The sequence below is a fragment of the Chitinophaga sp. W2I13 genome, assembly GCF_050434005.1.
Lineage (GTDB): Bacteria > Bacteroidota > Bacteroidia > Chitinophagales > Chitinophagaceae > Chitinophaga.
The window spans coordinates 2433198-2456351 of record NZ_JBNPWD010000001.1; the positions used below are offsets into that span (position 1 = coordinate 2433198).

Consider the following 23154-nt stretch of genomic DNA (forward strand, 5'->3'; position numbering starts at 1 on the left):
GATCAAATCCCGAAAATCAATAAAATCAGCGTAATCCTGAGTAAGACAGCCTACGCTAAAGCGCGTTTGATGGTCTGTCCGCTGCAGCCTTACCAAAGCTGAGGTTGGGTTTGTTGCCCATTTTAACTACCAGCGTTCCGCCGGCTACCACATCCTGGTGAGTGATGAAACTCTTCGTATATGGTTTACCGTTAAGGGTAACGCTTTGGATATAGATGTTCTCTGCACTATTGCCGATGGTTTGTACCGTGAAAGTTTTACCGGCGCCTACTTTAATAGTTGCTTTGTCGAACAGCGGGCTGCCTAATACATAGGTGCCGCTGGCGGAGTTTTCAGGGTAGAAGCCCAGGGAGGAGAATACATACCAGGACGACATCGCGCCGCAATCTTCGTTACCAGCAAGACCTTCCGGCTGATCGAAGTAAAATTCTTTCATTACCTGTCTTACTTTTTCAGCGGTTTTCCATTGATAACCGGAGAATGCGTACATATAGGTAACGTGATGACTTGGCTCATTACCATGCGCATACATACCTATGAGACCGGAGATATCGCTGGATGCTTCCGCGCCCATATCGCCTTTAGCGGTGAAGAGGCTGTCGAGTTTGTTGGTGAACGCATCGTCGCCACCCATCAATTGGATCAGTCCTTCCACGTCCTGTGGCACCAGCCAGGTGTATTGCCAGCCGTTACCTTCGGTGAAGTCGCCTTTTTCGTGGACGGAGTTAAACGGATCGTAAGGCGTTTTGAAGCTGCCATCGCTCATACGCGGACGTACAAAACGGATGGTGCTATCGAAATAATTGCGGTAGTAAGCAGCGCGTTTTTTGTAGTATTCGAAGTCGGCAGTTTTGCCTAATTTCTTCGCCATGGCTGCAATGCACCAGTCGTCGATGGCGTATTCCATGGCTTTGGAAACGGATTCGTATTCTTTATCTGCCGGGATGTAACCCAATTCCTTTACGTATTTCAAGCCCAGGTCGTCGCGGTTAGCGGTAACCTTCATGGCTTCAAAAGCCTCTTCTGCGTTGAATCCTTTAAATCCTTTCAGGTAAGCGTCCACAATAGGCGGTACGGCGTGATAGCCCACCATACAGTTGGTTTCATTGCCCATCAGCGGCCATACCGGCAATTTGCCTTGTTGTTTGTGGATGGTGAGCATGGAGTTCACGAAACTGTTCACCTTTTCAGGATGCAGGATGGTGGCGAGTGGTGCGCAGGAACGATAAATATCCCAGAGAGAAAATACGGAGTAGTTATCGAAGCCTGGATTGGTATATACTTTTTTATCGGTGCCCGCGGTAGCTGCCGTCATGGTCATTGAACAATGCCGGATCAATCATGGTGTGATACATGGCAGTGTAAAATACGCGGCGGGCGGCTTCGTCTTTTGTTTCAATGCTTACTTTAGCCAGTTCCTTGTCCCATTTAGCGTTAGCGCTGTTAATGGTTTTGATGAAGTCCCAGCCTGGTATTTCTGCTTTTATATTTGCCAGTGCGTTTTCGCTGCTTACGGGAGAAACGCCTACTTTCAGCATTACCTGTCCGGGCGATTTATCGAATACAATCACCCCTTTCGCTTCTTTCGATTTTACTTCTTTACCGGTTTGTTTATTATCTCCATCAAATACCAGGAATTGTTTCACCGGTACATTTGATTTAATGGCAAACCAGAGGCGTTGGTCTTCCGCCCATCCCTTGGAGTAGCGGTATCCTTCGAGCGTATATTCATCTACCTGGCGGATAAATGTTTCTACCGGCGCATCCCAGCCGATACCTTCTTTCAGGTCGATGATAATATTGGCAGGTTGATCTTTCGGAAAGGTATACTTATGAAAAGCAACTCTTTCTGAAGCGGTTAATTCTGCTTTGATATTGTAGTCGTCCAACTGAACGGCGTAGTAGCCGGGACGAGCAGTTTCGCGGTCGTGGGAGTAATGGGAGCCGTATCCTGAAGTTGGATCTTCCTGTGTGCCGCGGTTAGTTCTCACCTTGCCGGTGTAGGGCATAATGAGTACATCGCCCAGGTCGCCGATACCGGTTCCGCTGAGGTGCATCTGGGAAAAGCCTATTAATACGCTGTCTGAATAATGATATCCGGAGCACCAATCCCAACCTTTTACAATGTTGGTAGGACCTGTTTGTACTGCGCCGTATGGAACGCTGGCGCCAACAAATACGTGTCCGTGGCCCCCGGAGCCGATATAAGGATCTACTGAAGCAACTGATTTACTTTCAACAAAGCCTGGCAATGATGCTGACTTCTTCTGTGCACTTGTTTGAATGCCGTGAAACAGCATAGCAGATAACGCAAATGCACTACCTATCTTGAATCCCGTGTTCATAATCAAAAACCTTTAATAATCCGGCAATTTACGTCCGGATTATTACTTTTTTCGTTAATTTTTTCACAATACGGCAACGGGTTCCAATTCCTTGACAGGCGCGGGAGAAACATCTTTTTTTAACAGATATTTCCGGGTGTAGATCTGATAGACGATCACCAGCCATAATACCAGGCATGGCAAGGCTTTCACGGCATATGGCATAGCAATATTTCTCCTGAACCAGGGAGTAAGTATATCTGAATGGGAAAAACTGATCAGGAAGATGAGGAAAAACATAAATATGTTATTCCTTCTGGTAGATGGCTGCATTACATACCAGATACATACCGCCGGTATAGCGATGATGTAGGTAGGCGACTCAGAACTGGTGCTGAAAAGTACCGGGAATATCAGTGTGGAGCAGAGTATATACAGCCGGTAACGGGAATTGTAGCGATCTGCCAACCGGGTATATTGTAAAAAGAAAAGTACTACCGCAGGAATGAGTACTACATTATTACTCAGGTCCGGTAAATGAAATACCCTTTTTATAAAGCCTCCGGCAGATATATCCTGGAACAGGATATTCGCGCCTTCATTCAGTTCGTTTTTGTGTACCAGCGCAGCATACCAATCAAAGTAACATTGAATAATATATTGGGGAGAAGATATGATCATGGGTAGTGCAAACATGACCGCGCCCCATAAAAACAGGTAACCGATAAACCGTTTGGGATTGGGGGTAAAGAAGAAGAATGCAAGTCCTACGATACCATAAAACTTTGTCAGCGTTCCCAACACAATAAAGAAAGCCGCCCAAAGTTCTTTCCCTTTAACCGTATTGGCAAAAGTGAGGATAATGAAAGCGCCGATGAACTGGTTCATCTGGAACCAGCTGCTGGCGCCCATCAGCTCCATTGAACATAGCAACAGGATAATATTCTGTTGCATGCGTAAGAGTGGCAGTTGCCGGATGGCATAAAATAAAACAGCGGAACCGGTGAGCGACCACAACATCGCTCCGAGGTGGATTTCCAAACCTGCAAAAGGAGCAATTACGAGGCTGAATAAGGGGCCATAAAGATTTACATCATAATAATCGGCCGGGTAGGGGATGTATAGTGGCTGCTGGTGAATGACGTGAAAAAATACGTCTTTAAATATGCGGTAATTATTAAAATTATTCCGGGATACTTCCATGAAGGCACCGATAAAGGACAGGCCAAACCATAAACTCATGATCAGCCATTCCTTTTCTGCCAGGTAAGTCAGCACATTCCTTTTTTCACGCATATCGATAATTGCTAATTAAATAAAAGCTATAGTACGCAGGTATAACGCACCTGGAAGGGGTATCCCTCTATTGTAGTTTTTATTTATTCAGCTCAGATATCCGGTACTCAATTAAAGCGCAGTATTAGTTTTCTGATGCCGCCCATTGTTTGGATTGCTCATTTACAGCGTATACAACGCCGGCAACAATCACACAACAAACGATCAGCAAGGAAACGATCAATAATAACATAGCATTCTGGTTTATTCACATGAACCCAAATTTAAAACAAATCCTTTTAGATAATGCGCTTATGTTTGGAGAAGCAATTTTCGTAAATTACCGGTATGAGTGCAATGGCAACGCCCCGGAAAAAACGCCCGGGGAAAGACGAGAAATTAACCTTCAAAGAGCGGCTGGCAGCTCTTCGCAACCTACCGGCATTTTTCAGGATGGTATGGCAAACCAGTCCAGGGCTCGCTATAGCGAACACTATTCTCAGGGTGGCTCAATCTGCCATGCCGTTATCGTTATTATATGTGGGCAAGCTGATCATCGACCAGGTGGTACACCTCACCAAAGATGCCGGGCATTCCACCACCTGGCTGTGGCAACTGGTGGCGCTGGAATTCGGACTGGCCATATTATCTGATGCGCTAAGTCGCGCTATTTCATTGCTGGATGGCCTTTTGGGCGATCTGTTCGCCAACCATACTTCGGTGAAGATCATGGAACATGCCGCCAAGCTGGACCTCGACCAATTTGAAGATGCAGAATTTTATGATAAGCTGGAACGTGCCCGGCAGCAAACCTCCGGCAGAACCGTGCTGCTGGCACAGGTGCTCAGCCAGGTACAGGACATCATCACGATTGTTTTCCTGGCGGCAGGACTGGTATTCTTCAATCCCTGGCTGATATTATTATTGCTGCTGGCAGTAATCCCGGCGTTCCTGAATGAATCGCACTTCAACGACCTGTATTATAAACTGGCCTGGGGCCAAACGTCCGACCGGCGTGAGCTGGATTATATCCGCTATCTCGGCGCCAGCGATGAAACGGCTAAAGAGGTAAAAGTGTTTGATCTTTCCAATTTCCTGATCAATCGCTTTAAGGTCATCTCCAATAAATTTTATACCGATAAAAAAGTACTGCAGATCAGGGATTCTATCTGGGGAACTGCTTTCGCGGTCGTTGGCGCGGCGGGATATTATGCCGCTTATGTGATCATCATCCTGCAAACGATCCAGGGGCATCTTACCATCGGCGACCTGGCTTTCCTGGCGGGGTCTTTCAGGCAGTTGCGTACCACCTTCCAGGGTATCCTTATCCGGTTTTCCAGTGTTACCCAGGGCGCCCTTTACCTGCGCGACCTGTTTGAATATTTTGAGATACAGCCTAAAATGGTTCCAGTGCTTCATCCCCGGGCATTCCCGCGGCCTATTCAACAGGGATTTACTTTTGAAGATGTAGGCTTTAAATATATCAACTCCGACAAATGGGCTATCCGACACCTCAACTTCACCCTTCATCCCGGCGAGAAATTAGCGCTGGTAGGGGAGAACGGCGCCGGCAAAACCACGTTGGTAAAACTATTATCCCGCCTCTACGACCCCGTAGAAGGACGCATTTTGCTGGATGGCATAGATCTCCGTGAATATGATCTTAAAGAACTGCGTACGCAGGTAGGCGTTATATTCCAGGATTACCAGCGTTACCAGATGACGGTTTCCCAGAACATCGCCGTGGGGAATATCGCAGAAAGCAACAACCTTCCCATGATTGAGGATGCGGCCAGGCAAAGTCTTGCTTTCCCACTCATAGAAAAAATGCCGCTCGGCTATGAACAAATGCTGGGGCGCCGCTTTAACCAGGGTATAGAACTCTCCGGTGGCGAATGGCAAAAGATAGCGCTGGCAAGGGCCTACATGAAAGACGCGCAACTCCTCATACTGGACGAGCCCACCTCCGCCCTCGACGCCCGGGCAGAATACAATGTATTTCTCCGGTTCGCTGATCTTACCCGTGATAAAACCGCCGTGTTAATCTCACACCGGTTTTCCACAGTACGCATGGCTAACCGCATCTTAGTACTGGAACGCGGCACGCTGGTGGAAATCGGGAGCCATGAGGAATTGCTGGCCCGTAAAGGACGTTACGCCGAATTATTTGAATTGCAGGCTGCCGGATACAAATAAAGCGCCTCCGGAAGGAGACGCTTCATAAAAACCTATGGCGGAAAGAAGAGGAAATCCCTCTTTCACTACAGGACGCAGCTCAACGGCTGGTACCCCTATTCTCTATCTTTTTATCGGCAGGCAGCGCCTCGCGGAGATAACACCACTTCAACGTAATGGCCAGCAGCAACATAATTAACGTGGCAACCACCCCTGCCCAGGGCACCTGTTTTCTTTCCTTTCTTGCGGCTTGAATTTTCTTCCAGGCCTGCTGCGGATAATAGTTGCCCATCTGTTTCAACTCTTCCTTCAAAGTGGCTTCCTTGCTTAACTCCGCAAACAACAGCTGGTTCTCCTCACTGGCATCTATCCACGCCTCCAGCTCCTCACTTTCCGCTGCTGAAAGTGCGTTTTCCCAATACTTTATTATTAACCGGGACCGGTGGTAATATGATTCCAGATTATTCTGCAATGGATAAGAAGAAGTTTAATACGAGAAAAGTTTCCGGCTTCAGTCGCCAGTGCAATAACTCCTGTGCCCTTGCTTTCTGGGTTTTCACCCAGCTTACCGGCATCGACATCTCTGCCGCAATCTCTTCGTTTCTCAGTTCCTCCACATAGCTAAGCTTGAAAACTTTACTGCAGCCCTCCGGCAGTGCAGCGATAGCCCGGTTTATTTCCCCGCCTACTTCCGCCCTTATAAAGGCAGCTTTTATACCCGCTTTATGCGCGTGGCAGGCATTCAGCACTTCTTTGTACAGGAACATTTTGATGGCCGGGAAATCATCGTCTTCATGCTCATAATTTATAAACACTTTTTGCACGATATCCTCTGCCAGGGCGGAATCCGCGATCAAAAGATCAGCAAACCGGCAAAGGCGCAGGTATAGCAGGTCAAATAATGACTTCAGTTGGAGGTGAGATTGTTTTGGTAGGTGCGTGGACATTATAGTAAAAATAGGGAGAAAAGAGGGGATTAGCAAAGGGTGATAGGTATTCTATATTTATATTTGTATATCATTTCAAGACAAGTCATACTAATAATGCCATTGAACATCCCACAGCTTATTCTGCAGTTTATCGAAAACCAAACAGAGACACGCACCATGTTATTGCCCTTTCATTACCCCAAAAAGGAGGAATGGGAGGAATTTCAAAGCGGTTTCAGGTATCACGGTCTTTCGGGGGAAGATCTGACTTCAACTAAAGAAGGTGAATGGCAGCCCGGCTGGTACGTCATAGCTCTCAACGAGATGGATGATCCTTTTTTTATTGACCTGAACGAAGAAGCTTCCAGCTTTCCGGTTTATTATGCACTGCATGGAGCGGGGCGATGGGATGCCATTCCCCTCGGTTTCAATATTGTTTCTTTGGGCCACTTTTTGGAAAAGATGGAAAAGGCTGGTAAAGATAAAACCGCCTGCCTTCAACTTGTGGAGCATTCTACAGATATCCGGAATCCTTTCTGGTTAGAACTTCACACGACCATACAGGAATGGGACGATGAAGAAGCGGAAAGCACAGAAATAGACCCTGCATTGCTCCGGTACGGAAAACTGGTGATTACAAACGCCGGCCCCAACAAAGTAAAGGTGGCCAAATACCTCATGAAGATCTGGGATATCGGTCCGCAGGAAGCATTAGTCAGACTGACCCAACAGAATGTACTGGTAGCAAATGGCTTTCTCCTACACTTACAAAAGCATATTGATAATTTGCAGCAGCTTAGAGCAACGGTGGCCTGGACTGATTTACCGATTTAAAATTCCAGGTCCGATTAGGTTCAGGGAAACAACCCAATATTATCCACCACCATATTGTACAGCCGGTCAACGATCAACGATCTTCCGGCCATAAATCCTGACTCGTGTTGAGAAAACTCCGCATCTCCAGCCATTTTATTGGCAATTACCGATTCTGTTTGGCCTTTATATTGCTGATAAATTTCATCGCTACATTTCCTTGCAATGCGCAAATGATCCGCAACCTGCGGTAGGTTAAGCATCGTTTCCAGCTGCGAAACAACTATATCCGGATGAAAGTAAATAGCGCTGCTAAAGCCTTCCCAATCTTCATAACTTAAAAAATCGTGCAGTATTAACAAACAATATACATGAGGGGGTAAATGTCCCAGTTCTTCCAAAGGCAGCCAAAATTTCCGCTGGATATTCTCTGTGGATTCAATGCTTTGTACGATGAGGGTTAAGGCTTCTTCTTTATTATTCTTTGCTTTTTTTAAGATGCGCTGGGATAAGGTAAAGCGCTCCTCGTCAATACTGGAGATGGTTTGCGCAATATCATAATTATGGATTATCAAATGCTTCCTGGCTATTTCTGGTGAGACGGCCGTTTTATTCACGATAACCTGGACCATTTCGGCTTCAAATAACAGCCTTGCTTGCTCTACGTTTCCATTTGTTTGATTAAGCAGGTTAAGACCATGACGGGCGCCAATGGGGATTTGTTGGCGAAGGAGGGCAAGACTTTCTTTATGTAACATTTAATGCGATCACTTGGGTCAGGAGTAGATTATTTGGTTTTTCTTAATACCAGCAATTCTCTTGCTTCAACGTCCAATGCTTCTGCAATCTTAAAAAGAGTTTCCACCGTCGGTTGCATTTGATTCGTACACCATTTAGAAACGGTATTCCGATTCATATCTAAAGTTTCTGCTAACCAATTATTTGTTTTTCCTTTTTCAGCGAGCACTGCTTTTATTCTATTGAATACTTTATCACCCATATTACTGCCTTATAAGCATATTTTTCATCAATATAAGCAGAAACACAATCATTATGACAGCATAAAAATCACACAAATAAGCAGATTATCACAATAAATAATACGCATAATCACATTTATTATTACATTTTTACTATCTTAGCGCACAATAAAAATCTATTGTTATGCAAACCTCCCGATCCTTTTTTCATTACACACACTTATCCGGGCCGGAATCTGTTGATCCCATGCTCGCCATTAACCGCTTTTGTGAGCTGTTCTCTCCTGCTGCAGCACGACAAACACTGTGGCTGTGGCTTTCAGAAACACTCGCTGCGGAGGACACTCAATATGAGGACGCCCAACACAGGGCTGACCTGCTTTTACTTTACAATGAATTGCTGAGACTATTGGACGCCAATTATCTTTTAAGCTAAAGGCGGCAAATAATAACGAAGCGCTGGTAATATCCCTCTGATATCAATTCCATTTCAAATGAGCAGCATTGACCCCAAAGCGGGCTGCATAGAGGTATGCAGTTGGCTTGCAAACATCTGGATCTGGGCGCAAATGACAAGATCCGGTTGCCGGAGTCAATGCTTATTTGTAAAATTGTCGAAACTTACCTGTAAGCCAAATGCAGGATTTAAGAAAACAGGTGTAAACCTATTTCAGGACTATTCAACCCTAAACTAGGAGGCATAGTGTATTGGGAGTGTATGGGAAGTGTATTGTGAGTGTATGAGGAGTGTATGGGAAGTGTATGGGAACTATATAGGGACTATATAGGGACTATATGGGGAGTACGACACATAGCTACTCCTAAGTAACTGAGAAGTATCCGAGAAGTATCCAGGAAGTATAGCAGCAGTATTAAGAATACAGGGCGTAAACCAGCTACAGCCCGCTATTTGCCCCTCCACAAAAAAGCCCGGCATCACTGCCAGGCTAGTTCCATAAACCCATTATCTTCAGAGGTTATACAATTCTATACCACGGCAAGCCGTCACAGCCCTTTGGGTGGTGAATGGATGGCCGGATACTGGTACCATTGATTTCAAACCAGGGAAAAGAACTCCAGCCATGCGGATGGTGAATCGTAGGATATAGTTTATCCTCCCGCACCTCATACCAGGGTAGGGAACGGGATCCGCCCGCGTGGTGGATAGTGGTAAAAACATTATTGTCTCTTATTTCATATTCTGCTAATGAACGCCCACCATCAGGATGATGCAATGTTCTGTGGAGTTTCATGGTTAATAATTTTGTAGTAAATAAATTTGGTTAACGGTTATATTTTGGGTTTACTAAACAGTAACGAATATAATAAAATATCTGGTTAGGAAAACACACCAACAACACAAAAAATATTGGGATAAATAGGCAAAAAAACCTTGCGGCAACAGGAAGTCATGGCACAATTAATTTATACCCTTTACCACGTACATTATGAATTCTTGAACCCGGGTGATCTTTAATAATGCGCTTGAGCCTGGATATGTATACGTACAATTTATTAATATCGTGATGCTCCTTTCCGAAAACCGTATCCATAATTGCTTCCATGCTTATTAGTTCATTGCGGTTATCATAGAGGCATCTGTAAACCTTCTTAATTTCCGGTGCAACTTTTCTTGGCCTTCCGTGGGAGCCGTAAAACTCATTATCTCCGGGAGAATAATAAGGCACCCTTATAGTTCCTTTCATAAGATGTAATTATTGGTGTAGATAAGAGACGCCTGCAATCTGCCTGTCAACTCACGCAGGTTAAAAGTTTTAGGGAAATAGCCATTTGCACCACCTCTGCCAAATACTTCTGCTGATACCAGTGCCAGATCTTCACCGGATAAATAGAAGATAGGTATCTGGCTATCCCTGCTACGTATACGTTCACCAAGATCAATCCCATTCATGCGGGGCATCATAATATCCAACAAACAGGAATGAAATGACATTTCATTAAACAGCATCCATGCGTGCTCTCCGTCAAAAGCGCTATAAACTTCAAGTCCTTGCTGATGGAGGATTTTTTTTACAATGCCGGAAAATATGGTGTCGTCATCGGCATGTAGAATGCGGTGTTTCATAGAAGGTTAAATGGATTACAGGTGATAATAAATTAGCTAAGAGTGCTGAACGGCAAGGCGTCAGCATAATCGTATATGCTTTCCGTTTACCTGAAATATATTTATGATAATCTCTCATACACTCCGATTAATAACTCAAAGAAAAAAACTATTCATCACTAAACCCGAAATCTTAACGGAAAAATTTAATTCTAAAAATCAAAGTGCAGTTTAAATTATCAGAACAACAAAATCTACTACAATAAAGGGTTTCGTAAGTATACATGAGCTTCATTTGTTAATCAGCATTAACAAACATTTGATAAAGTTAGCAGTCCGAAATATTTGTTAATGCGCCAGGTATTTACATTTCATTAATAAACACCAGTTTAACATGAAATAAAGTATACGCATAAACGAATTCTCCCTGCTTATAAATGCTGCCTTATTTATCTACCCAAAAAATATTTTTAAAATTTATTTGGAGATATTAAAAAAATATACTCACCTTTGCATCAACAAAAAAACAACAAACATGTACCGCTCAATTTTTAACATACAATCAAAACACCAGTTTAGTCTGATACCAGGCTATACCAGTGGCGGGGCATGTTATGCTGAAGAATAAGTTGAAATAACGAATTCGATATAACACAGGCCCCGCAAGAGATTGCGGGGCTTTTTATTTGTACTAAAAACTAAAAATGCGCATGCAAATGCATACTCATAACATACAATTTAGTAACGATCATAACAAACCACTGTTATCGGTTTGCTATCGCTATGAAATATTTCATCAACGACACCGGTGTCGACGAACATAAGTAACGCTTATGTATATACGTAGAAACCGGTCGTGCTGAACGCCCGGTTTTTTTTATGCCTGATAAGAGCCGCCGCAGAAGCACAGACGCAAAACAGTCCGGTAGATCAAAGGTTAGGGCGCCTGTCTTATACGCAGCTGGCTATTGGTTCAACTCCAATCCGGACTACACAAAAAGCCCTGTGGCACAATTGGTTAGCGCGTCTGCATTTGGAGCAGAAGGTTATTGGTTCGAGTCCAATCAGGGTTACTAAAGACAGTGAGTAAGCAGCGTAGCTACTCACAACCCGGATGAATAGCTCCAATGGTAGAGCAGCGGTTTGAAGCACCGCCCGTGCAGGTTCGACTCCTGCTTCATCCACCCCGCAAATGGAAAGCATTTGCTAAAAAAGCTTCCTCAACAGGAAGACGGGGACAGATGTTCTTCAAAGCAACCCAGGCAGGAGTATCATACTACTCCGCAGTGCAGCCGTAATAACGAGCTGTATGCTGTTGCCGCAAAACACTGTTCCCGCATACATAGTCTGTGGGTAGAAGGTTCGAATCCTTTCCGTTCTTGAAAAACGGTAGCTCATTGGTTAGAGCAATAGACAATCACAGAAGGACTTGGAATCCTTTACAACAACAAACAAAGCCAGGGCTCACCGTCCCGCCGCCTCATCAAAAGGATGATGCCGGCAGGAGGGTAAACACCTGCAAACAAGGACTACATCAACCCCTTATCATCACTTAGCACTTCCGCCCTAACTGATGAATAAGCACTGATCAACACCTGGTTTTCCGTGTTCATCATCCGGGCAACAGCACTGGCTTTATTTATCAACACCCCCAAAATGAAAGAAAATGAAAAGAGTTACCATCAACGCCTACGAAAGAGGCCTGGTTTTTAAAAACGGCGTTTACCAGCGAATGCTGCCGGTAGGCCGCCACTGGCTGATTAACGAAGATGTAACCATCTACGATATCAACAAGCCATTCATCGCTCCGGTAGAACTGAACATCCTCCTGCAGGATGCAGACGTCACCAACGCATTGCAGGTAGTGGAAGTAAAAGAAACTGAAATTGTGCTGCACTACGAAAATGGATTACTGAAGCAGGTATTGACCGCCGGCAGGTATGCCTTCTGGAAAAATATCATCGACAACAAATTTGTTCGCGCAGATATCGCTAAAATAGCGATCACTGAAAATATAGACCGGTCTACCTTGTGCCACCGGCTGGTAGCGCCTTACGTAAGAACCTTCAGCGTGGAAAACCACGAACAGGCCGTGATGCTGGTAGATGGTAAGTATGCCATGACCCTGTACCCAGGCGTTTATTGCTGGTGGAAGAATAACATCACTATCACCGTTAGTAAAATAGATACCCGGCAGTTACAGGTGGAAGTAAATGGACAGGAAATCCTGACCAAAGACAAAGCAGCACTGCGAATCAACGCATGGGCACAGTACCGGGTTACAGATATCAATAAAGCCGTGTTACAAAACAAGGAATACGAACGGCAGCTGTATGTACAGTTCCAGCTGGCTTTGCGGGAATATATCGCAGCCCTGAACTTCGATGAATTGCTGGAAAAGAAAGATACCCTCGCGCCGGCTATACTGAAAGCAGTAAGCACAAAGGCGGAAGTTCTCGGCATTAACGTGACCAGCTTCGGTATCCGGGATATCATCCTGCCAGGTGATGTAAAAGACATCATGAACCAGGTACTGGTAGCCGAAAAGAAAGCACAAGCCAATATCATCATGCGAAGGGAAGAAACTGCCAGCACCAGGAGCCTGCTCAATACCGCCAAACTCATGGAAGACAATCCCATGCTGTTTAAATTGAAGGAAATGGAGTATGTGGAAAAAATCGCGGAAAAGATCAACAGCATCAGCGTCAGCGGAAATGGTGTACTGATAGATCAGCTGCGGCAAATCTTCATCCCTAAATAAAAAACGGTGGGTCAGCATATGATCCACCGTTTTTATAAAATTCATAGCTTTGCAGTTATGGACGGACAATATAGAAAAGATATCTACCCTGGCCTGGAAGTGGCCATCATCCTGAAGAAAGATCAACGCAGCGGTAAAAAAACCTATGGCATTGTAAAGGATCTGCTCACCTCTGCCGCTTATCATTCCCGCGGTATCAAAGTACGGCTGGAAGACGGACAGGTAGGTAGGGTTGTAGAAACGGATGTGGTAGGAGACGAAGACTAAAGCAACTTCAGGTCCTTCGTGATCCGGTCTATCTCCTCATTTGAATTAGGCCCGATGGCACAACAGGTTTTGGTGGGCACACCACCAAATTCTGTTAACCCCGAATCCGTAATCAACGTGGCATTCAGACCATCTTCCACCGCCTGTTGGTATACCCTTTCCAGGTCTTCTTCAGAATCTACCGACAAACAAATCTTTGTAAAACCTTTCGTCATCCACTCCGATACCTCTTCCGGATTCCTGATATTGGTTTGCAACGTATGCCCGTCGATGGTAGCATGGCGCGTCAAAAAAGCAATGGAAGCATGGGCGCCCTGTGCAATCATTTTTCCCTTGCGCATATTCAAATCCTTGCGCATCACTATTACCTGCTTAACTATCCTGGATGACATATCTCACTGTTTAAGCAGCTAATTTACAAAATTACATAGCCAAAGTTGATGCGTGCACTGGGATACACCGAATTACTATAACCATCGTCCGGCACAAAAGAAACGCCGAAGCGGGCTTCAAAACTGAAATGACGGCCCCAACTGCGCTGCATTCCCCACGCTGGTGTAAAAACAGCCGTGCCTCGGGGAGAATAATAGTCCGTAGTCGTAATAGGACTGCCCTGGTAACCTCCCGTGAAACTGAAAAAATTCCCGGCATTGTTATCTATCCGCTTATTCCGCTCAGCCCGCCGGGCAATACCATAGTACTGCCGAAACTCTGCCGAAAAAACCGGGTAAAGCGCAAACTCCCATTCTTCTCCTAAATAGCTACCATTAGAATAGGAAACTCCCATTTCAATTCCCGCTTCCAGGTTAAGGGTGGCATATTTTAACAAACGCAATTCGTAATTTACATTAGCACCCACCAGGGAAATATTTGCTTTCAACTGACCTGGTTTTCTCCAGAGATCTTCCTGGGCGCTGGCATGCAAACAAATAAATAATAAAAAGATGGTGCTAAGGGTTAGCAATTTCTTTGTCATAGTGTATAGAAAATAGGTTTAGAATCCCCACAATATATAGTGTTTCAGGGGAAGCAGAAAAAGTTGTACTTTAATCTTTTCAAGTGTCCAGATAAGAATGCGAAACATACCCACCCTGAATGATGTACACCAGCAATTTGCCGAGTATTTTGATATACCGGCGCTGAAACCGTACGCTTATCTGTTATCAAAGAAAGGCAGCGAAGGGCACATCTGTCTTCATCTCGATAAAATAGCCGCAGAAAAAGAAAATCTCCCGGAATCCTACCAGAAAATAGAAACCAGCAATCAATTGCTGGAAAGTATTCCACTGGTAGGCACGGAGGGCAACGATAAACAACCCTTTGTAATTTACCAGAACCGGCTGTACCTGCAACGCTATTTCCGGTATGAAACCGCATTCCTTCAAAGTATCAGGCAATTCCTGGTAAAGGAAAAAACACAATTGCCTGAAAGGATTGCCCTGTTGCAACAACAGCAACCGCTGATCAGTAAACTATTTGCCGCCACTGGCAGCAATGATAATAACGATCCGGCCGACTGGCAGCTGGCCGCCGCCATCACCGGGGTGCTGAATAATTTTACCATCATCACCGGCGGCCCGGGTACCGGGAAAACCACTACCGTCGCTAAAATACTGGCCATCCTGTTTGCCACCGATCCGGCGCTGAAAGTAGCGCTCGCCGCGCCTACCGGTAAAGCTGCCGCCCGTATGGCGGAAAGCCTGCGCAATACTACTATCGAAGTAGATGCGCCCATCTCTGAAAAGTTCGGGCAGCTGCAACCGGCTACCATACACCGTTTGCTGAAGTCTGTTAATGGCAGCCCGTATTTCAGGCACAATAAAGATAACCCGCTCAACTACGATGTAGTGATCATCGATGAGTGCTCCATGATAGATGTGGCCCTGTTTGCCAAACTGCTGGACGCCATCCATCCGGATACGCGCCTTATTTTGCTGGGCGACAAAGACCAGCTGGCCTCCGTGGAAGCAGGCAGCCTGTTCGGAGACCTCTGCCAGGCACAGGAACACCTGAACCGCTTTACTTCCGGGCGCCGGCAGCTGATCAATAGTTTTATACCGGAACAAAACCGGCAGATTCCCGCCGAAGCAGAACAAAACGATGATCATCACCCGTTGTTCCAGCATCTCGTGGAACTGCGGCGCAGTCACCGTTTCACCGGCGACAAAGGCATTGGTAAATTCAGTAAGGCTATCATCAGTAATAATGTACCGGTAATAACTTCTTTTTTTCCGCCTTCGGCAGATGAACAGGTAGTCGTTGACCCGGATGCTTCGGTACCGCTGTTCGAAGACTTCATTGCCGGCTACGCCGCTTTCATCGCAGAAAAGGATATCGCGGCCGCGCTCAAGCTCCTGAACGCGCAGCGTGTACTCACTGCCGTAAGGGAAGGGCCGCAGGGACTTTACGCCGTAAACAAACAAATAGAAAAATATCTGTTCGATAAAAAACTCATCACCGCCAATGGGGAATTCTATGAAAACCGGCCGGTGATCCTTACCCGTAACTATTATGAACATGGCTTGTTCAATGGCGATACCGGCATCATTCGTGCAGATGAAAATGGTGTGCTCATGGCCTGGTTTGAAGACAGCACCGGCGCCTTAAAAGCCGTGCTGCCCGGCTATTTAACCCAGGCGGAAACCGCCTTTGCCATGACCATCCATAAAAGCCAGGGCTCCGAATTCGGAGAAGTACTGGTATTGTTGCCGGATACCACCGATGTACCCATTCTCACCAGGGAGCTGTTGTACACCGCTGTAAGCCGTGCAAAAAATAAAGTGTATGTACAGGGAACGCCGGAGGTAATACTCATGGCAGCAGAACGCTTCGTGGAAAGGGCCTCCGGCATCGCCTCGAGGTTCAGGGAAGTGAATGCAGCTGCAAATTAAATCACCTGCTTCGGGAATGGCGGAGTGCAAACAAAGGACTTATCAATGGCATTGTTTTTAAAAGTTTCGAACTCACTGAACAGTTTATCATCCGGACTGGCGCAAAACCTCCGCGATGCAGGCAACAGTGTGTTCCAGCCTCACTATATCATTACCCAAACGGAAGGGATGAACAACTGGCTGAAACTCCAGCTGGCCAGCCACCTGGGCATTGCAGCCAACTGCCGCTTCATGAAGCCCAACGACCTGCTCTACCAGCTGTACGTAGTGCTGGGAGGGCCGCATTCAGAAGTGCTGTCGCCGCAAAACCTCAGCTGGCTGGTATTTAAACTGCTCGGCCAGGAAGAGTTCATCGCCAAATACCCGAAAGTTGCCGCCTACTATACGGCCGATGAAACGGAAAGTGACCTGAAACGTATGGCCCTCGCAGAAAAAGTAGCCGATCTGTTTGACCAGTACCAGGTGTACCGCCCGGAAATGATCCAGGCATGGACCTTTACCGATACCCCCGAACTGGCCACCGCCGGATGGCAACACTGGCTGTGGGTAAAAGTAAAACAACTCTCCGGCGGCTCGCTTCCGGATAAAACCATCGTAGGGAATTTTATCCTCGACGCCCTCCGCAGCAACAGCCCGAAAACAGGACTGCTCACCCGCATGCCGGTCGTACACCTGTTTGGCTTATCCATCATCACCGCTTATCACGTAAAAATATTGCACGAACTGTCGTCTTTTATAGACGTGCATTTTCATATCATCAACCCTTCTCCGGTTGTATTCTGGTTCGACGACCGCAACGAAAAACAACTGGCCCGCTGGCGGCAAAAAGGTCTCAAAGATATCCAGGACTCCAAAGCAGGCAACGCCCTCCTCACCGGCTGGGGACGGGTTATACAGGACAGCTTCGGCCTCTTCTTTACATACGATGCCTTCATCAACGCCTACGAAGAAATTGATACCGTGGAACCGGAACCGGATAGTCTCCTGCATAAAATACAATACGATATCTTCACCGCGGCAGCCACCACGGCCGACCGGCAGCTGATCACACCGCAGGATATCCGCGACGGCTCCATTACCATCAACGCCTGCTACACCGTATCCCGCGAAGTGGAAGTGCTCTACAACTACCTGGTACACCTGGTAGCGCAACGGAAAGAAGCCTTATCGCCCCGCGACATCGTGGTAATGGTAAGTGATATAGATGCCTATGCGCCCTATATCAAAGCCGTTTTCAACAACGCGCCTTATACCTTCCGGTATACGATTGCGGATGAAAGTTACACCGACAACGACAATCTCTTTAACGCCCTGCATGCGGTCCTCACCATGAATGAAGAAAACTTCAAATCGGAAGCCGTGATGCAGCTGCTCGACTTCTCCTATATCCGCAAACGCTTTAACCTCCAGGACCCGGTGCTGATCCGCCGGATTATTGAGGCCGCCAATATCCGCTTCGGCATCAACGGCAGCAAAAAGGAAGAAACGCATTTCGTGAGCTGGCAATACGGTATCCAACGCATTATGTTTGGTATTTGCATGAGTGGGGAAGAAGAATACGGCCTCGGGGAAGACAGCTTCTTCCCGTTGGATATTACCGAAGGCAGCGACGCGCACGATGTGATCCGCTTCTGCCATTTTGCAGAAGTGCTCATGTCGTCTATCCTCGACAGGCGGCGCCCACGCACCATTGTGGAGTGGGTTGCCTATACCGAAAGGGTATTGCATAATATCGTGTACGAACCAGTAGATGATATCGACGAAGATTATAACACCCTCATCAAACAGCTCACCGCCTACAACGCGCTGAACGAATTTATGAGCGAAAAAGTAACCTTCGAAGTGTTTAGCCACAGCTTCCTGGACACGCTTACCGGCAGCACCCGCGCAGGATTGTTCGTAAACGGCGGCGTCACTTTCTGCTCGCTCATTCCGATGCGCAGTATCCCCTTCAAAGTGGTGGCGCTGATGGGACTGAACTACAATAAGTTTCCACGTCGTGAAAATAAGTCGAGCTTTAACCTCATGGAAAAAGACCGGCAAAAAGGCGACCGTAATGTGAAGGAAAATGATAAGCACCTGTTCCTCGAAACCCTGCTTTCAGCAAGGGAATACCTGTATATCAGCTATATCGGGAAAGATGCAAAGGATAATACGGACCTTCCGCCATCCGTGCTGGTAGACGAACTGGTAGACTATATAGAAGCCGGTACAGCCGCGCCGGAAGCCGTGCGCAGCGAACTGGTTACATTGCAACCTTTACAAAGCTTCAGCAGGAAATATGCCGGTACAGATAGCCGTCTTTTTTCCTATCTGAGCAATAAGGATACCGGCAAAAAAACATATCTCAACGAAAATAAAATTACTACTCCCTTAACCTTCGAAGAAATTACCCTGGAAGAACTGATCAGCTTCTTTAAAAATCCTTTCCGGGCTTATTACAATAAAGTACTGGGCATCCGGTATAACGACAGCCAGCTGCTGCTCAGCGAAACGGAGATCTTTGGTCTCAACAGGCTGCAGCAATGGTCTGTTAAAAATGAACTGCTGCCGGCTGCCGGCGATAAAAAGAATACACTGCAAACCACGCTGGTAAAAAAAGGCAAACTTCCGCTCCGCAATATGGCTACCGTTTCTATTCAAAAAATGGAAGAAATGGTAGTACCCGTGCGCAGCCTGTACGAAGCCGTTACCAAAGGCGCGGAAGAAAAACGCATTACCGTTGAATTACCGGTAGATAACAGCATGCTGAAAGGAAATCTGCGGATCTTTGATCAAACCCTGGTGCAGGTGTCGTGGTCAAAAAAAGAGAGCAAATACCTGGTAGAGGCCTATCTCCGTTATCTCGCAGGAAAAGCGGCAGGCGTGGTAACAGATCTCTGCTATATTTCCGGTGCTAAAAAAGAAGATGCTTTCCAGGCGATCCCGTTAACATCTGAAGAGGCATTGAGGAGATTAACGGAAATTGTAAAAGTTTATAAGACGGGCTTCAGCAAAATAATATCCTTTTATCCCGACCTGGAAATCACGGAAAAAGATTGGCTCTCCATGGACCTTAAAAAGTTCAGGGATAAAATATCCGGGATGATCGACCGGCAGGAATCGCCGGACCCATATCTCGTGCAGGTATATGAGCAGGGATTTTTTGAGAAAGAAGAAGCATTAACCGGCTACCTCGATATTTATGAGCTGCTGATATTGCCGTTAACAACCCTGCTGCCGGCTTATTTAGAAACACCCGATAAAGAGAAATGATCGATAGCATTATATATAAACAGTTTGACGCAGGCACCGTTCCGCTGGAAGGCAGCAACCTCATTGAGGCCAGCGCCGGCACCGGTAAAACGTACTCCATCGCGATACTGGTTTTACGGTTGATACTGGAGCAAAAGCTGTCTGTCAAAGAAATCCTGATGGTTACCTTTACCCGCGCGGCGGTAGCAGAACTGGAAGAAAGGATCCGGCTGTTTATCCGGCAGGCGTACAAAGTAAGCCGTGGACAGGAAATCAGCGATCAGAAAATTATGGACCTGGTGTTCAGCGTAATCGACTTCGATGATCCGCGCCCCGTGCAGCAGCTGTTGCGCGACGCCATCCTGTTGCTCGATGAAACGGCTGTACTTACCATCCATGGCTTTTGCCAGCAAACACTGAATGAATTTGCGTTTGAAACCAACCAGCTGTTTGGCGCCACCATGGTACCTGATCTCACGCCGGTTATTGAAAACGAACTGAATAAATTCTGGCGCAGGAGTGTAACCACGCTCAACGCTGCCCTGCTGGAACAGATCTGGGATGAGGACATGAAAACGGAGATGCTCAACGTGATCAAAGAACATCTCAGCGGAAAGAAATTCCTGGGCTACCGGGAAGATACTCCCGACGATATCAGCGAAACCCTGCAGGAACAATGGATGCAGGAGCTACAGCAGTTAATGGCAAAAGAACAGGCAGCGAACGAAGCGTTGTATGCATACATTACTGCCAACAACGCGCACCTTGCCGCAGCCTGTGCTACCAATCATAATACCCGGAAAGAATGGCCTGAACTGATTTCCCAACCGGAGCTGCTGGTAAAAAGGATCCGGAGTAAAAGAAGCAGCGCCAAATACATTGAGAAAGTTTTTGCAGACTTATTACCGGCAATTGACCAGGCAGATGAAATCAGCAAACAACTGCTGGAGCATCAACAATTGATCCGCCGGCAGGTGTATTATGCCGCCATCAAGGAAATCAGCGAACAGGTACGCGCCTTCAAAGAGCGCAGCAACATGATGGGCTATGATGACCTGATCAATAACCTGCATACCGCTTTAGTAAAGAATAACAACGAAGAACTGATTGCTTCCCTGCAAAATAAATACAAGGCCGTTTTTGTGGATGAATTCCAGGACACCGATAAAGAACAGTTTGAAATATTCGATCGTGCCTTCGGCCAGAACACGATCCTGTTCTACATCGGTGATCCCAAGCAGAGTATTTACGCCTGGCGCAAAGCCGACATATTTACCTATTTCAATGCCCGCAACGGGGTACAACATGTTTACGACATGAACCAGAATTTCCGCTCGTCGGAAAACATGATCCGTGCCATGAACGTATTCTTTAAACCCACCCCGGACTTTCCAACATTTGATTTCACGGAGGAAAGCGACAGCATTGACTATATAGAAGTACACAGTCCTGATAATAATAAGAAAGGCTATCTCTATAAAGGCAATACACCGGATACACCTATTGAAGTAATTGCCTGCGATAAAAAAGAAACCATCTGCAACAGCGTAGCCGCGCAAATTGCGCAGCTGCTGCTGAATAAGGACTACCGCATAGAAAATAAAGAGGACTCCCGCTCCATCGTTCCGTCAGATATTGGTATTCTCGTGCGCACAGGGCAGGAAGGCAGGGACATTAAACATGCCCTGGCGAAGTTGGGCATCCCGGCCGTTACCATCGACGAAGCCAGGGTGCTGAGGTCCGCGGAGGCACAGCAATTACTGCACCTGCTGGAAGCGATGGAAACACCGGACCGCTCATCTATTAACCGCGCATTGCTCGGTTCATTTACCGGCTACAACAGTCAAACCATCCTGCAACTGGACGATGAAACCATGCTGGACCTGTTTGCCAAGTACCGCACCTTATGGCAGCGCGATGGTGCGTACACGGCGCTCATGGAGTTTATTGCAGATTTCAGCGTGCGCCAGGTATTGCTCGATGGCCACACTGAAAACGGCGAACGGATCATCACCAACCTGTACCAGCTATCAGAACTGGTACACCAGGTGCAAAGCCGGAAAAACCTTTCCATGCGCGATCTTTATCTCCTGGCTCAAACGCGGCATCGATGGCATGACCACCGATGGAGATGAATATGCACAGCGCGTGGAAAGTGATGAAGATGCCGTGAACATAGTAACTATCCATAAAAGTAAAGGGCTGGAATACAAAATAGTGATGGCGCCTTTCCTGGATTTTGTAGAGAAATCGAAAATTGAATTTGTGAGTTTCCGTGATCCGGCAACCGGCGATTACCTGGGCACACAAAAAGCCCTGCTCACGGAAGAGCAGTTAAAAGCCTATCAACACCAGCAGGAACAGGAAAACCGCCGCCTGATATATGTAGCCATTACCCGCGCAGTATATAAATGTTATCTCTTTAAAAACTGTTATCATGCTTTTAAAGATTCGTCGCTGTCGGTTTTCCTGAAAGCACTGGCGGCCGAAGCGCCGGATGCCTCCCTGATACAGCTGCAGGGCCCCGTACCCGAAACGCCGGCAGAAAGCTATCGCCAGCAGCTCCACAAAGGCCAGCTGGCAGTGAGCCTCGCGCCGGTATCCTTTCAATTGAAAGAACAAAACTGGCGGAAGATGAGCTATACCATGCTGGCGGCAAAGCCGGAACACCAGCCACGGGTGCGCTCCTTCCTGCAAGCCGACCCTTACGATAACTTTATATTTACCACCCTGCGCAGAGGTGCTAAAACCGGTAACCTGCTGCACTTTATCTTTGAAAGCATCAACTTCTCCGATAGCAGTAAATGGGAACACTGGCTGGAAGAAGCCATCCGGAAATTTGTGCCCGGCCAGCGGGAGGTATATCTCGAACGGCTGCACGAAATGCTGCAACATGTGATGTACTCTACAATACATATCGATGGCGCCAGTTTCCAGCTGGCATCGGTAGGGCGGCAGCAGCGGCTGGCAGAATTTGAATTTGATTTCCCGGTGCCGGTGTTTAAGTCGAACCTGCTCAATAATCTTTCAGACGACCAGGTAAGCATAAGCGTAAAACGGTTTTCAGAATACAGCAGCCAGGAGCTGGAAGGCATTATGAATGGGAAAATAGACCTGTTCTTTGAGCACCAGGGGAAGTATTATATCCTCGACTGGAAATCGAATTACCTGGGCAACAGTGTGGCCGACTACGATGCGGCGGGTTTAGCGGCAGCGATGAACGAAAACAATTACCATCTCCAGTATTTCATTTATACGGTAGCGGTAAAAAAATACCTGGAAAGCCGGATTCCTGGCTTTAATTATGAGAAGCAATTTGGAGGCGTCATCTATTGCTTTGTACGCGGGGTCAGGAATGTGAGCGGGCAGGGAATATTTACCACGAAGCCGGATCTTAAAAAGATAAAGTTGCTGGAATCATTACTTACAAAATAAGAAAG

21 protein-coding genes and 3 tRNA genes are annotated in these 23154 nt (G+C 46.6%); 12 read left to right on the plus strand and 12 right to left on the minus strand.

The window, feature by feature from the left end; translation table 11 throughout:
* Positions 1-55: 55 nt before the first annotated feature.
* From QFZ48_RS09840 to QFZ48_RS09850, 3 genes are all read right to left on the minus strand, one after another.
* The gene (locus QFZ48_RS09840) at positions 56-1315 is read right to left on the minus strand and encodes a GH92 family glycosyl hydrolase (RefSeq protein WP_429062126.1); all 1260 of its coding nucleotides are present in this window, start codon (positions 1313-1315) and stop codon (positions 56-58) included.
* Positions 1287-2345 (minus strand): glycoside hydrolase domain-containing protein, encoded by a 1059-nt coding sequence (locus QFZ48_RS09845; protein ID WP_429062128.1) that lies wholly within the window; start codon positions 2343-2345, stop codon positions 1287-1289. The genes QFZ48_RS09840 and QFZ48_RS09845 overlap by 29 nt, the downstream gene beginning before the upstream one ends.
* A 63-nt stretch (positions 2346-2408) precedes the next feature.
* Positions 2409-3620, minus strand: a complete 1212-nt coding sequence (locus tag QFZ48_RS09850; protein ID WP_429062129.1) for a glycosyltransferase family 87 protein — start codon at positions 3618-3620, stop codon at positions 2409-2411.
* 327 nt (positions 3621-3947) lie between these two features.
* On the opposite strand from QFZ48_RS09850, the gene QFZ48_RS09855 reads away from it, so the two are divergent.
* Entirely contained in the window at positions 3948-5795 is a 1848-nt protein-coding gene (locus QFZ48_RS09855) for an ABC transporter ATP-binding protein (protein ID WP_429043562.1), read from the plus strand.
* Positions 5796-5874: 79 nt separating this feature from the next.
* On the opposite strand, the gene QFZ48_RS09860 is transcribed toward QFZ48_RS09855, so the two are convergent.
* Complete coding sequence (locus QFZ48_RS09860) at positions 5875-6246, minus strand: hypothetical protein (protein ID WP_429043559.1); 372 nt, start codon at positions 6244-6246, stop codon at positions 5875-5877.
* On the minus strand, positions 6236-6721 hold the full coding sequence (locus QFZ48_RS09865) for a sigma factor-like helix-turn-helix DNA-binding protein (protein ID WP_429043557.1): 486 nt from the start codon (positions 6719-6721) through the stop codon (positions 6236-6238). Before QFZ48_RS09865 ends, QFZ48_RS09860 begins: the two co-directional genes overlap by 11 nt.
* 96 nt (positions 6722-6817) lie before the next feature.
* On the opposite strand from QFZ48_RS09865, the gene QFZ48_RS09870 reads away from it, so the two are divergent.
* Positions 6818-7537: a hypothetical protein gene (locus tag QFZ48_RS09870; RefSeq protein ID WP_429062131.1), complete on the plus strand. Its 720-nt coding sequence runs from the start codon at positions 6818-6820 to the stop codon at positions 7535-7537.
* Positions 7538-7557: 20 nt separating this feature from the next.
* Here the strand turns inward: QFZ48_RS09870 and QFZ48_RS09875 are convergent, their stop codons facing one another.
* A complete protein-coding gene (locus QFZ48_RS09875; RefSeq protein ID WP_429043551.1) occupies positions 7558-8274 on the minus strand; it encodes a hypothetical protein in 717 nt (238 codons plus the stop codon).
* Positions 8275-8303: 29 nt separating this feature from the next.
* Positions 8304-8516, minus strand: coding sequence for a helix-turn-helix transcriptional regulator (locus QFZ48_RS09880; protein WP_429043548.1), 213 nt, complete (start codon positions 8514-8516; stop codon positions 8304-8306).
* 164 nt (positions 8517-8680) lie between these two features.
* On the opposite strand from QFZ48_RS09880, the gene QFZ48_RS09885 reads away from it, so the two are divergent.
* Positions 8681-8932 carry a hypothetical protein gene (locus tag QFZ48_RS09885; RefSeq protein WP_429062133.1) on the plus strand — a complete coding sequence of 84 codons (252 nt, stop codon included), beginning with the start codon at positions 8681-8683 and terminating at the stop codon, positions 8930-8932.
* A 541-nt stretch (positions 8933-9473) separates the two neighbouring features.
* Here the strand turns inward: QFZ48_RS09885 and QFZ48_RS09890 are convergent.
* The 3 genes from QFZ48_RS09890 to QFZ48_RS09900 all read right to left on the minus strand — a co-directional run bounded on the left by QFZ48_RS09890 (position 9474) and on the right by QFZ48_RS09900 (position 10582).
* The gene (locus QFZ48_RS09890; protein ID WP_429043544.1) at positions 9474-9749 is read right to left on the minus strand and encodes a hypothetical protein; all 276 of its coding nucleotides are present in this window, start codon (positions 9747-9749) and stop codon (positions 9474-9476) included.
* A 156-nt stretch (positions 9750-9905) separates the two neighbouring features.
* Positions 9906-10202, minus strand: coding sequence for a winged helix-turn-helix domain-containing protein (locus QFZ48_RS09895; RefSeq protein ID WP_429062135.1), 297 nt, complete (start codon positions 10200-10202; stop codon positions 9906-9908).
* Entirely contained in the window at positions 10199-10582 is a 384-nt protein-coding gene (locus QFZ48_RS09900; protein WP_429043539.1) for a response regulator, read from the minus strand. The genes QFZ48_RS09895 and QFZ48_RS09900 overlap by 4 nt, the downstream gene beginning before the upstream one ends.
* An 898-nt stretch (positions 10583-11480) precedes the next feature.
* On the opposite strand from QFZ48_RS09900, the gene QFZ48_RS09905 reads away from it, so the two are divergent.
* From QFZ48_RS09905 to QFZ48_RS09925, 5 genes are all read left to right on the plus strand, one after another.
* Positions 11481-11553 (plus strand) — tRNA-Ile (locus QFZ48_RS09905).
* Positions 11554-11560: 7 nt separating this feature from the next.
* Positions 11561-11634: transfer RNA gene (locus QFZ48_RS09910), tRNA-Gln, on the plus strand.
* A gap of 39 nt (positions 11635-11673) precedes the next feature.
* A tRNA-Phe gene (locus tag QFZ48_RS09915) sits at positions 11674-11745 on the plus strand.
* A 482-nt stretch (positions 11746-12227) separates the two neighbouring features.
* A complete protein-coding gene (locus tag QFZ48_RS09920; RefSeq protein WP_429043537.1) occupies positions 12228-13322 on the plus strand; it encodes a slipin family protein in 1095 nt (364 codons plus the stop codon).
* 18 nt (positions 13323-13340) lie between these two features.
* Positions 13341-13589, plus strand: coding sequence for a YwbE family protein (locus tag QFZ48_RS09925; RefSeq protein WP_429043535.1), 249 nt, complete (start codon positions 13341-13343; stop codon positions 13587-13589).
* Here QFZ48_RS09925 and pth2 read toward each other — a convergent pair.
* Positions 13586-13981, minus strand: coding sequence for an aminoacyl-tRNA hydrolase (gene pth2, locus QFZ48_RS09930; protein WP_429043533.1), 396 nt, complete (start codon positions 13979-13981; stop codon positions 13586-13588). The genes QFZ48_RS09925 and pth2 overlap by 4 nt on opposite strands.
* A gap of 23 nt (positions 13982-14004) precedes the next feature.
* Positions 14005-14565, minus strand: coding sequence for a hypothetical protein (locus QFZ48_RS09935; protein ID WP_429062136.1), 561 nt, complete (start codon positions 14563-14565; stop codon positions 14005-14007).
* A gap of 97 nt (positions 14566-14662) precedes the next feature.
* On the opposite strand from QFZ48_RS09935, the gene recD reads away from it, so the two are divergent.
* Genes recD through QFZ48_RS09955 form a run of 4 tightly spaced genes read left to right on the plus strand, consistent with a single transcriptional unit; the run spans position 14663 to position 23149 of the window.
* On the plus strand, positions 14663-16480 hold the full coding sequence (gene recD, locus QFZ48_RS09940) for an exodeoxyribonuclease V subunit alpha (RefSeq protein ID WP_429062139.1): 1818 nt from the start codon (positions 14663-14665) through the stop codon (positions 16478-16480).
* A 45-nt stretch (positions 16481-16525) separates the two neighbouring features.
* Positions 16526-19735 (plus strand): exodeoxyribonuclease V subunit gamma, encoded by a 3210-nt coding sequence (gene recC / locus QFZ48_RS09945; RefSeq protein ID WP_429062140.1) that lies wholly within the window; start codon positions 16526-16528, stop codon positions 19733-19735.
* Complete coding sequence (locus QFZ48_RS09950; protein ID WP_429062142.1) at positions 19732-21849, plus strand: UvrD-helicase domain-containing protein; 2118 nt, start codon at positions 19732-19734, stop codon at positions 21847-21849. The genes recC and QFZ48_RS09950 overlap by 4 nt, the downstream gene beginning before the upstream one ends.
* A complete protein-coding gene (locus QFZ48_RS09955) occupies positions 21830-23149 on the plus strand; it encodes a 3'-5' exonuclease (RefSeq protein WP_429062143.1) in 1320 nt (439 codons plus the stop codon). Before QFZ48_RS09950 ends, QFZ48_RS09955 begins: the two co-directional genes overlap by 20 nt.
* The last annotated feature ends 5 nt before the right edge of the window (positions 23150-23154 follow it).

Bases quoted from the DNA above. Each gene is read 5' to 3' on its own strand.
- QFZ48_RS09900 (WP_429043539.1), bottom strand. From the start codon at position 10,582: ATGAAACACCGCATTCTACATGCCGATGACGACACCATATTTTCCGGC.
- QFZ48_RS09880 (WP_429043548.1), bottom strand. From the start codon at position 8,516: ATGGGTGATAAAGTATTCAATAGAATAAAAGCAGTGCTCGCTGAAAAA.
- QFZ48_RS09890 (WP_429043544.1), bottom strand. From the start codon at position 9,749: ATGAAACTCCACAGAACATTGCATCATCCTGATGGTGGGCGTTCATTA.
- QFZ48_RS09845 (WP_429062128.1), bottom strand. From the start codon at position 2,345: ATGAACACGGGATTCAAGATAGGTAGTGCATTTGCGTTATCTGCTATG.
- pth2 (WP_429043533.1), bottom strand. From the start codon at position 13,981: ATGTCATCCAGGATAGTTAAGCAGGTAATAGTGATGCGCAAGGATTTG.
- QFZ48_RS09840 (WP_429062126.1), bottom strand. From the start codon at position 1,315: ATGACGGCAGCTACCGCGGGCACCGATAAAAAAGTATATACCAATCCA.
- QFZ48_RS09850 (WP_429062129.1), bottom strand. From the start codon at position 3,620: ATGCGTGAAAAAAGGAATGTGCTGACTTACCTGGCAGAAAAGGAATGG.
- QFZ48_RS09875 (WP_429043551.1), bottom strand. From the start codon at position 8,274: ATGTTACATAAAGAAAGTCTTGCCCTCCTTCGCCAACAAATCCCCATT.
- QFZ48_RS09955 (WP_429062143.1), top strand. From the start codon at position 21,830: ATGACCACCGATGGAGATGAATATGCACAGCGCGTGGAAAGTGATGAA.
- QFZ48_RS09950 (WP_429062142.1), top strand. From the start codon at position 19,732: ATGATCGATAGCATTATATATAAACAGTTTGACGCAGGCACCGTTCCG.
- QFZ48_RS09865 (WP_429043557.1), bottom strand. From the start codon at position 6,721: ATGTCCACGCACCTACCAAAACAATCTCACCTCCAACTGAAGTCATTA.
- QFZ48_RS09925 (WP_429043535.1), top strand. From the start codon at position 13,341: ATGATCCACCGTTTTTATAAAATTCATAGCTTTGCAGTTATGGACGGA.
- recD (WP_429062139.1), top strand. From the start codon at position 14,663: ATGCGAAACATACCCACCCTGAATGATGTACACCAGCAATTTGCCGAG.
- QFZ48_RS09920 (WP_429043537.1), top strand. From the start codon at position 12,228: ATGAAAAGAGTTACCATCAACGCCTACGAAAGAGGCCTGGTTTTTAAA.
- QFZ48_RS09885 (WP_429062133.1), top strand. From the start codon at position 8,681: ATGCAAACCTCCCGATCCTTTTTTCATTACACACACTTATCCGGGCCG.
- QFZ48_RS09935 (WP_429062136.1), bottom strand. From the start codon at position 14,565: ATGACAAAGAAATTGCTAACCCTTAGCACCATCTTTTTATTATTTATT.
- QFZ48_RS09855 (WP_429043562.1), top strand. From the start codon at position 3,948: ATGAGTGCAATGGCAACGCCCCGGAAAAAACGCCCGGGGAAAGACGAG.
- recC (WP_429062140.1), top strand. From the start codon at position 16,526: ATGGCATTGTTTTTAAAAGTTTCGAACTCACTGAACAGTTTATCATCC.
- QFZ48_RS09895 (WP_429062135.1), bottom strand. From the start codon at position 10,202: ATGAAAGGAACTATAAGGGTGCCTTATTATTCTCCCGGAGATAATGAG.
- QFZ48_RS09870 (WP_429062131.1), top strand. From the start codon at position 6,818: ATGCCATTGAACATCCCACAGCTTATTCTGCAGTTTATCGAAAACCAA.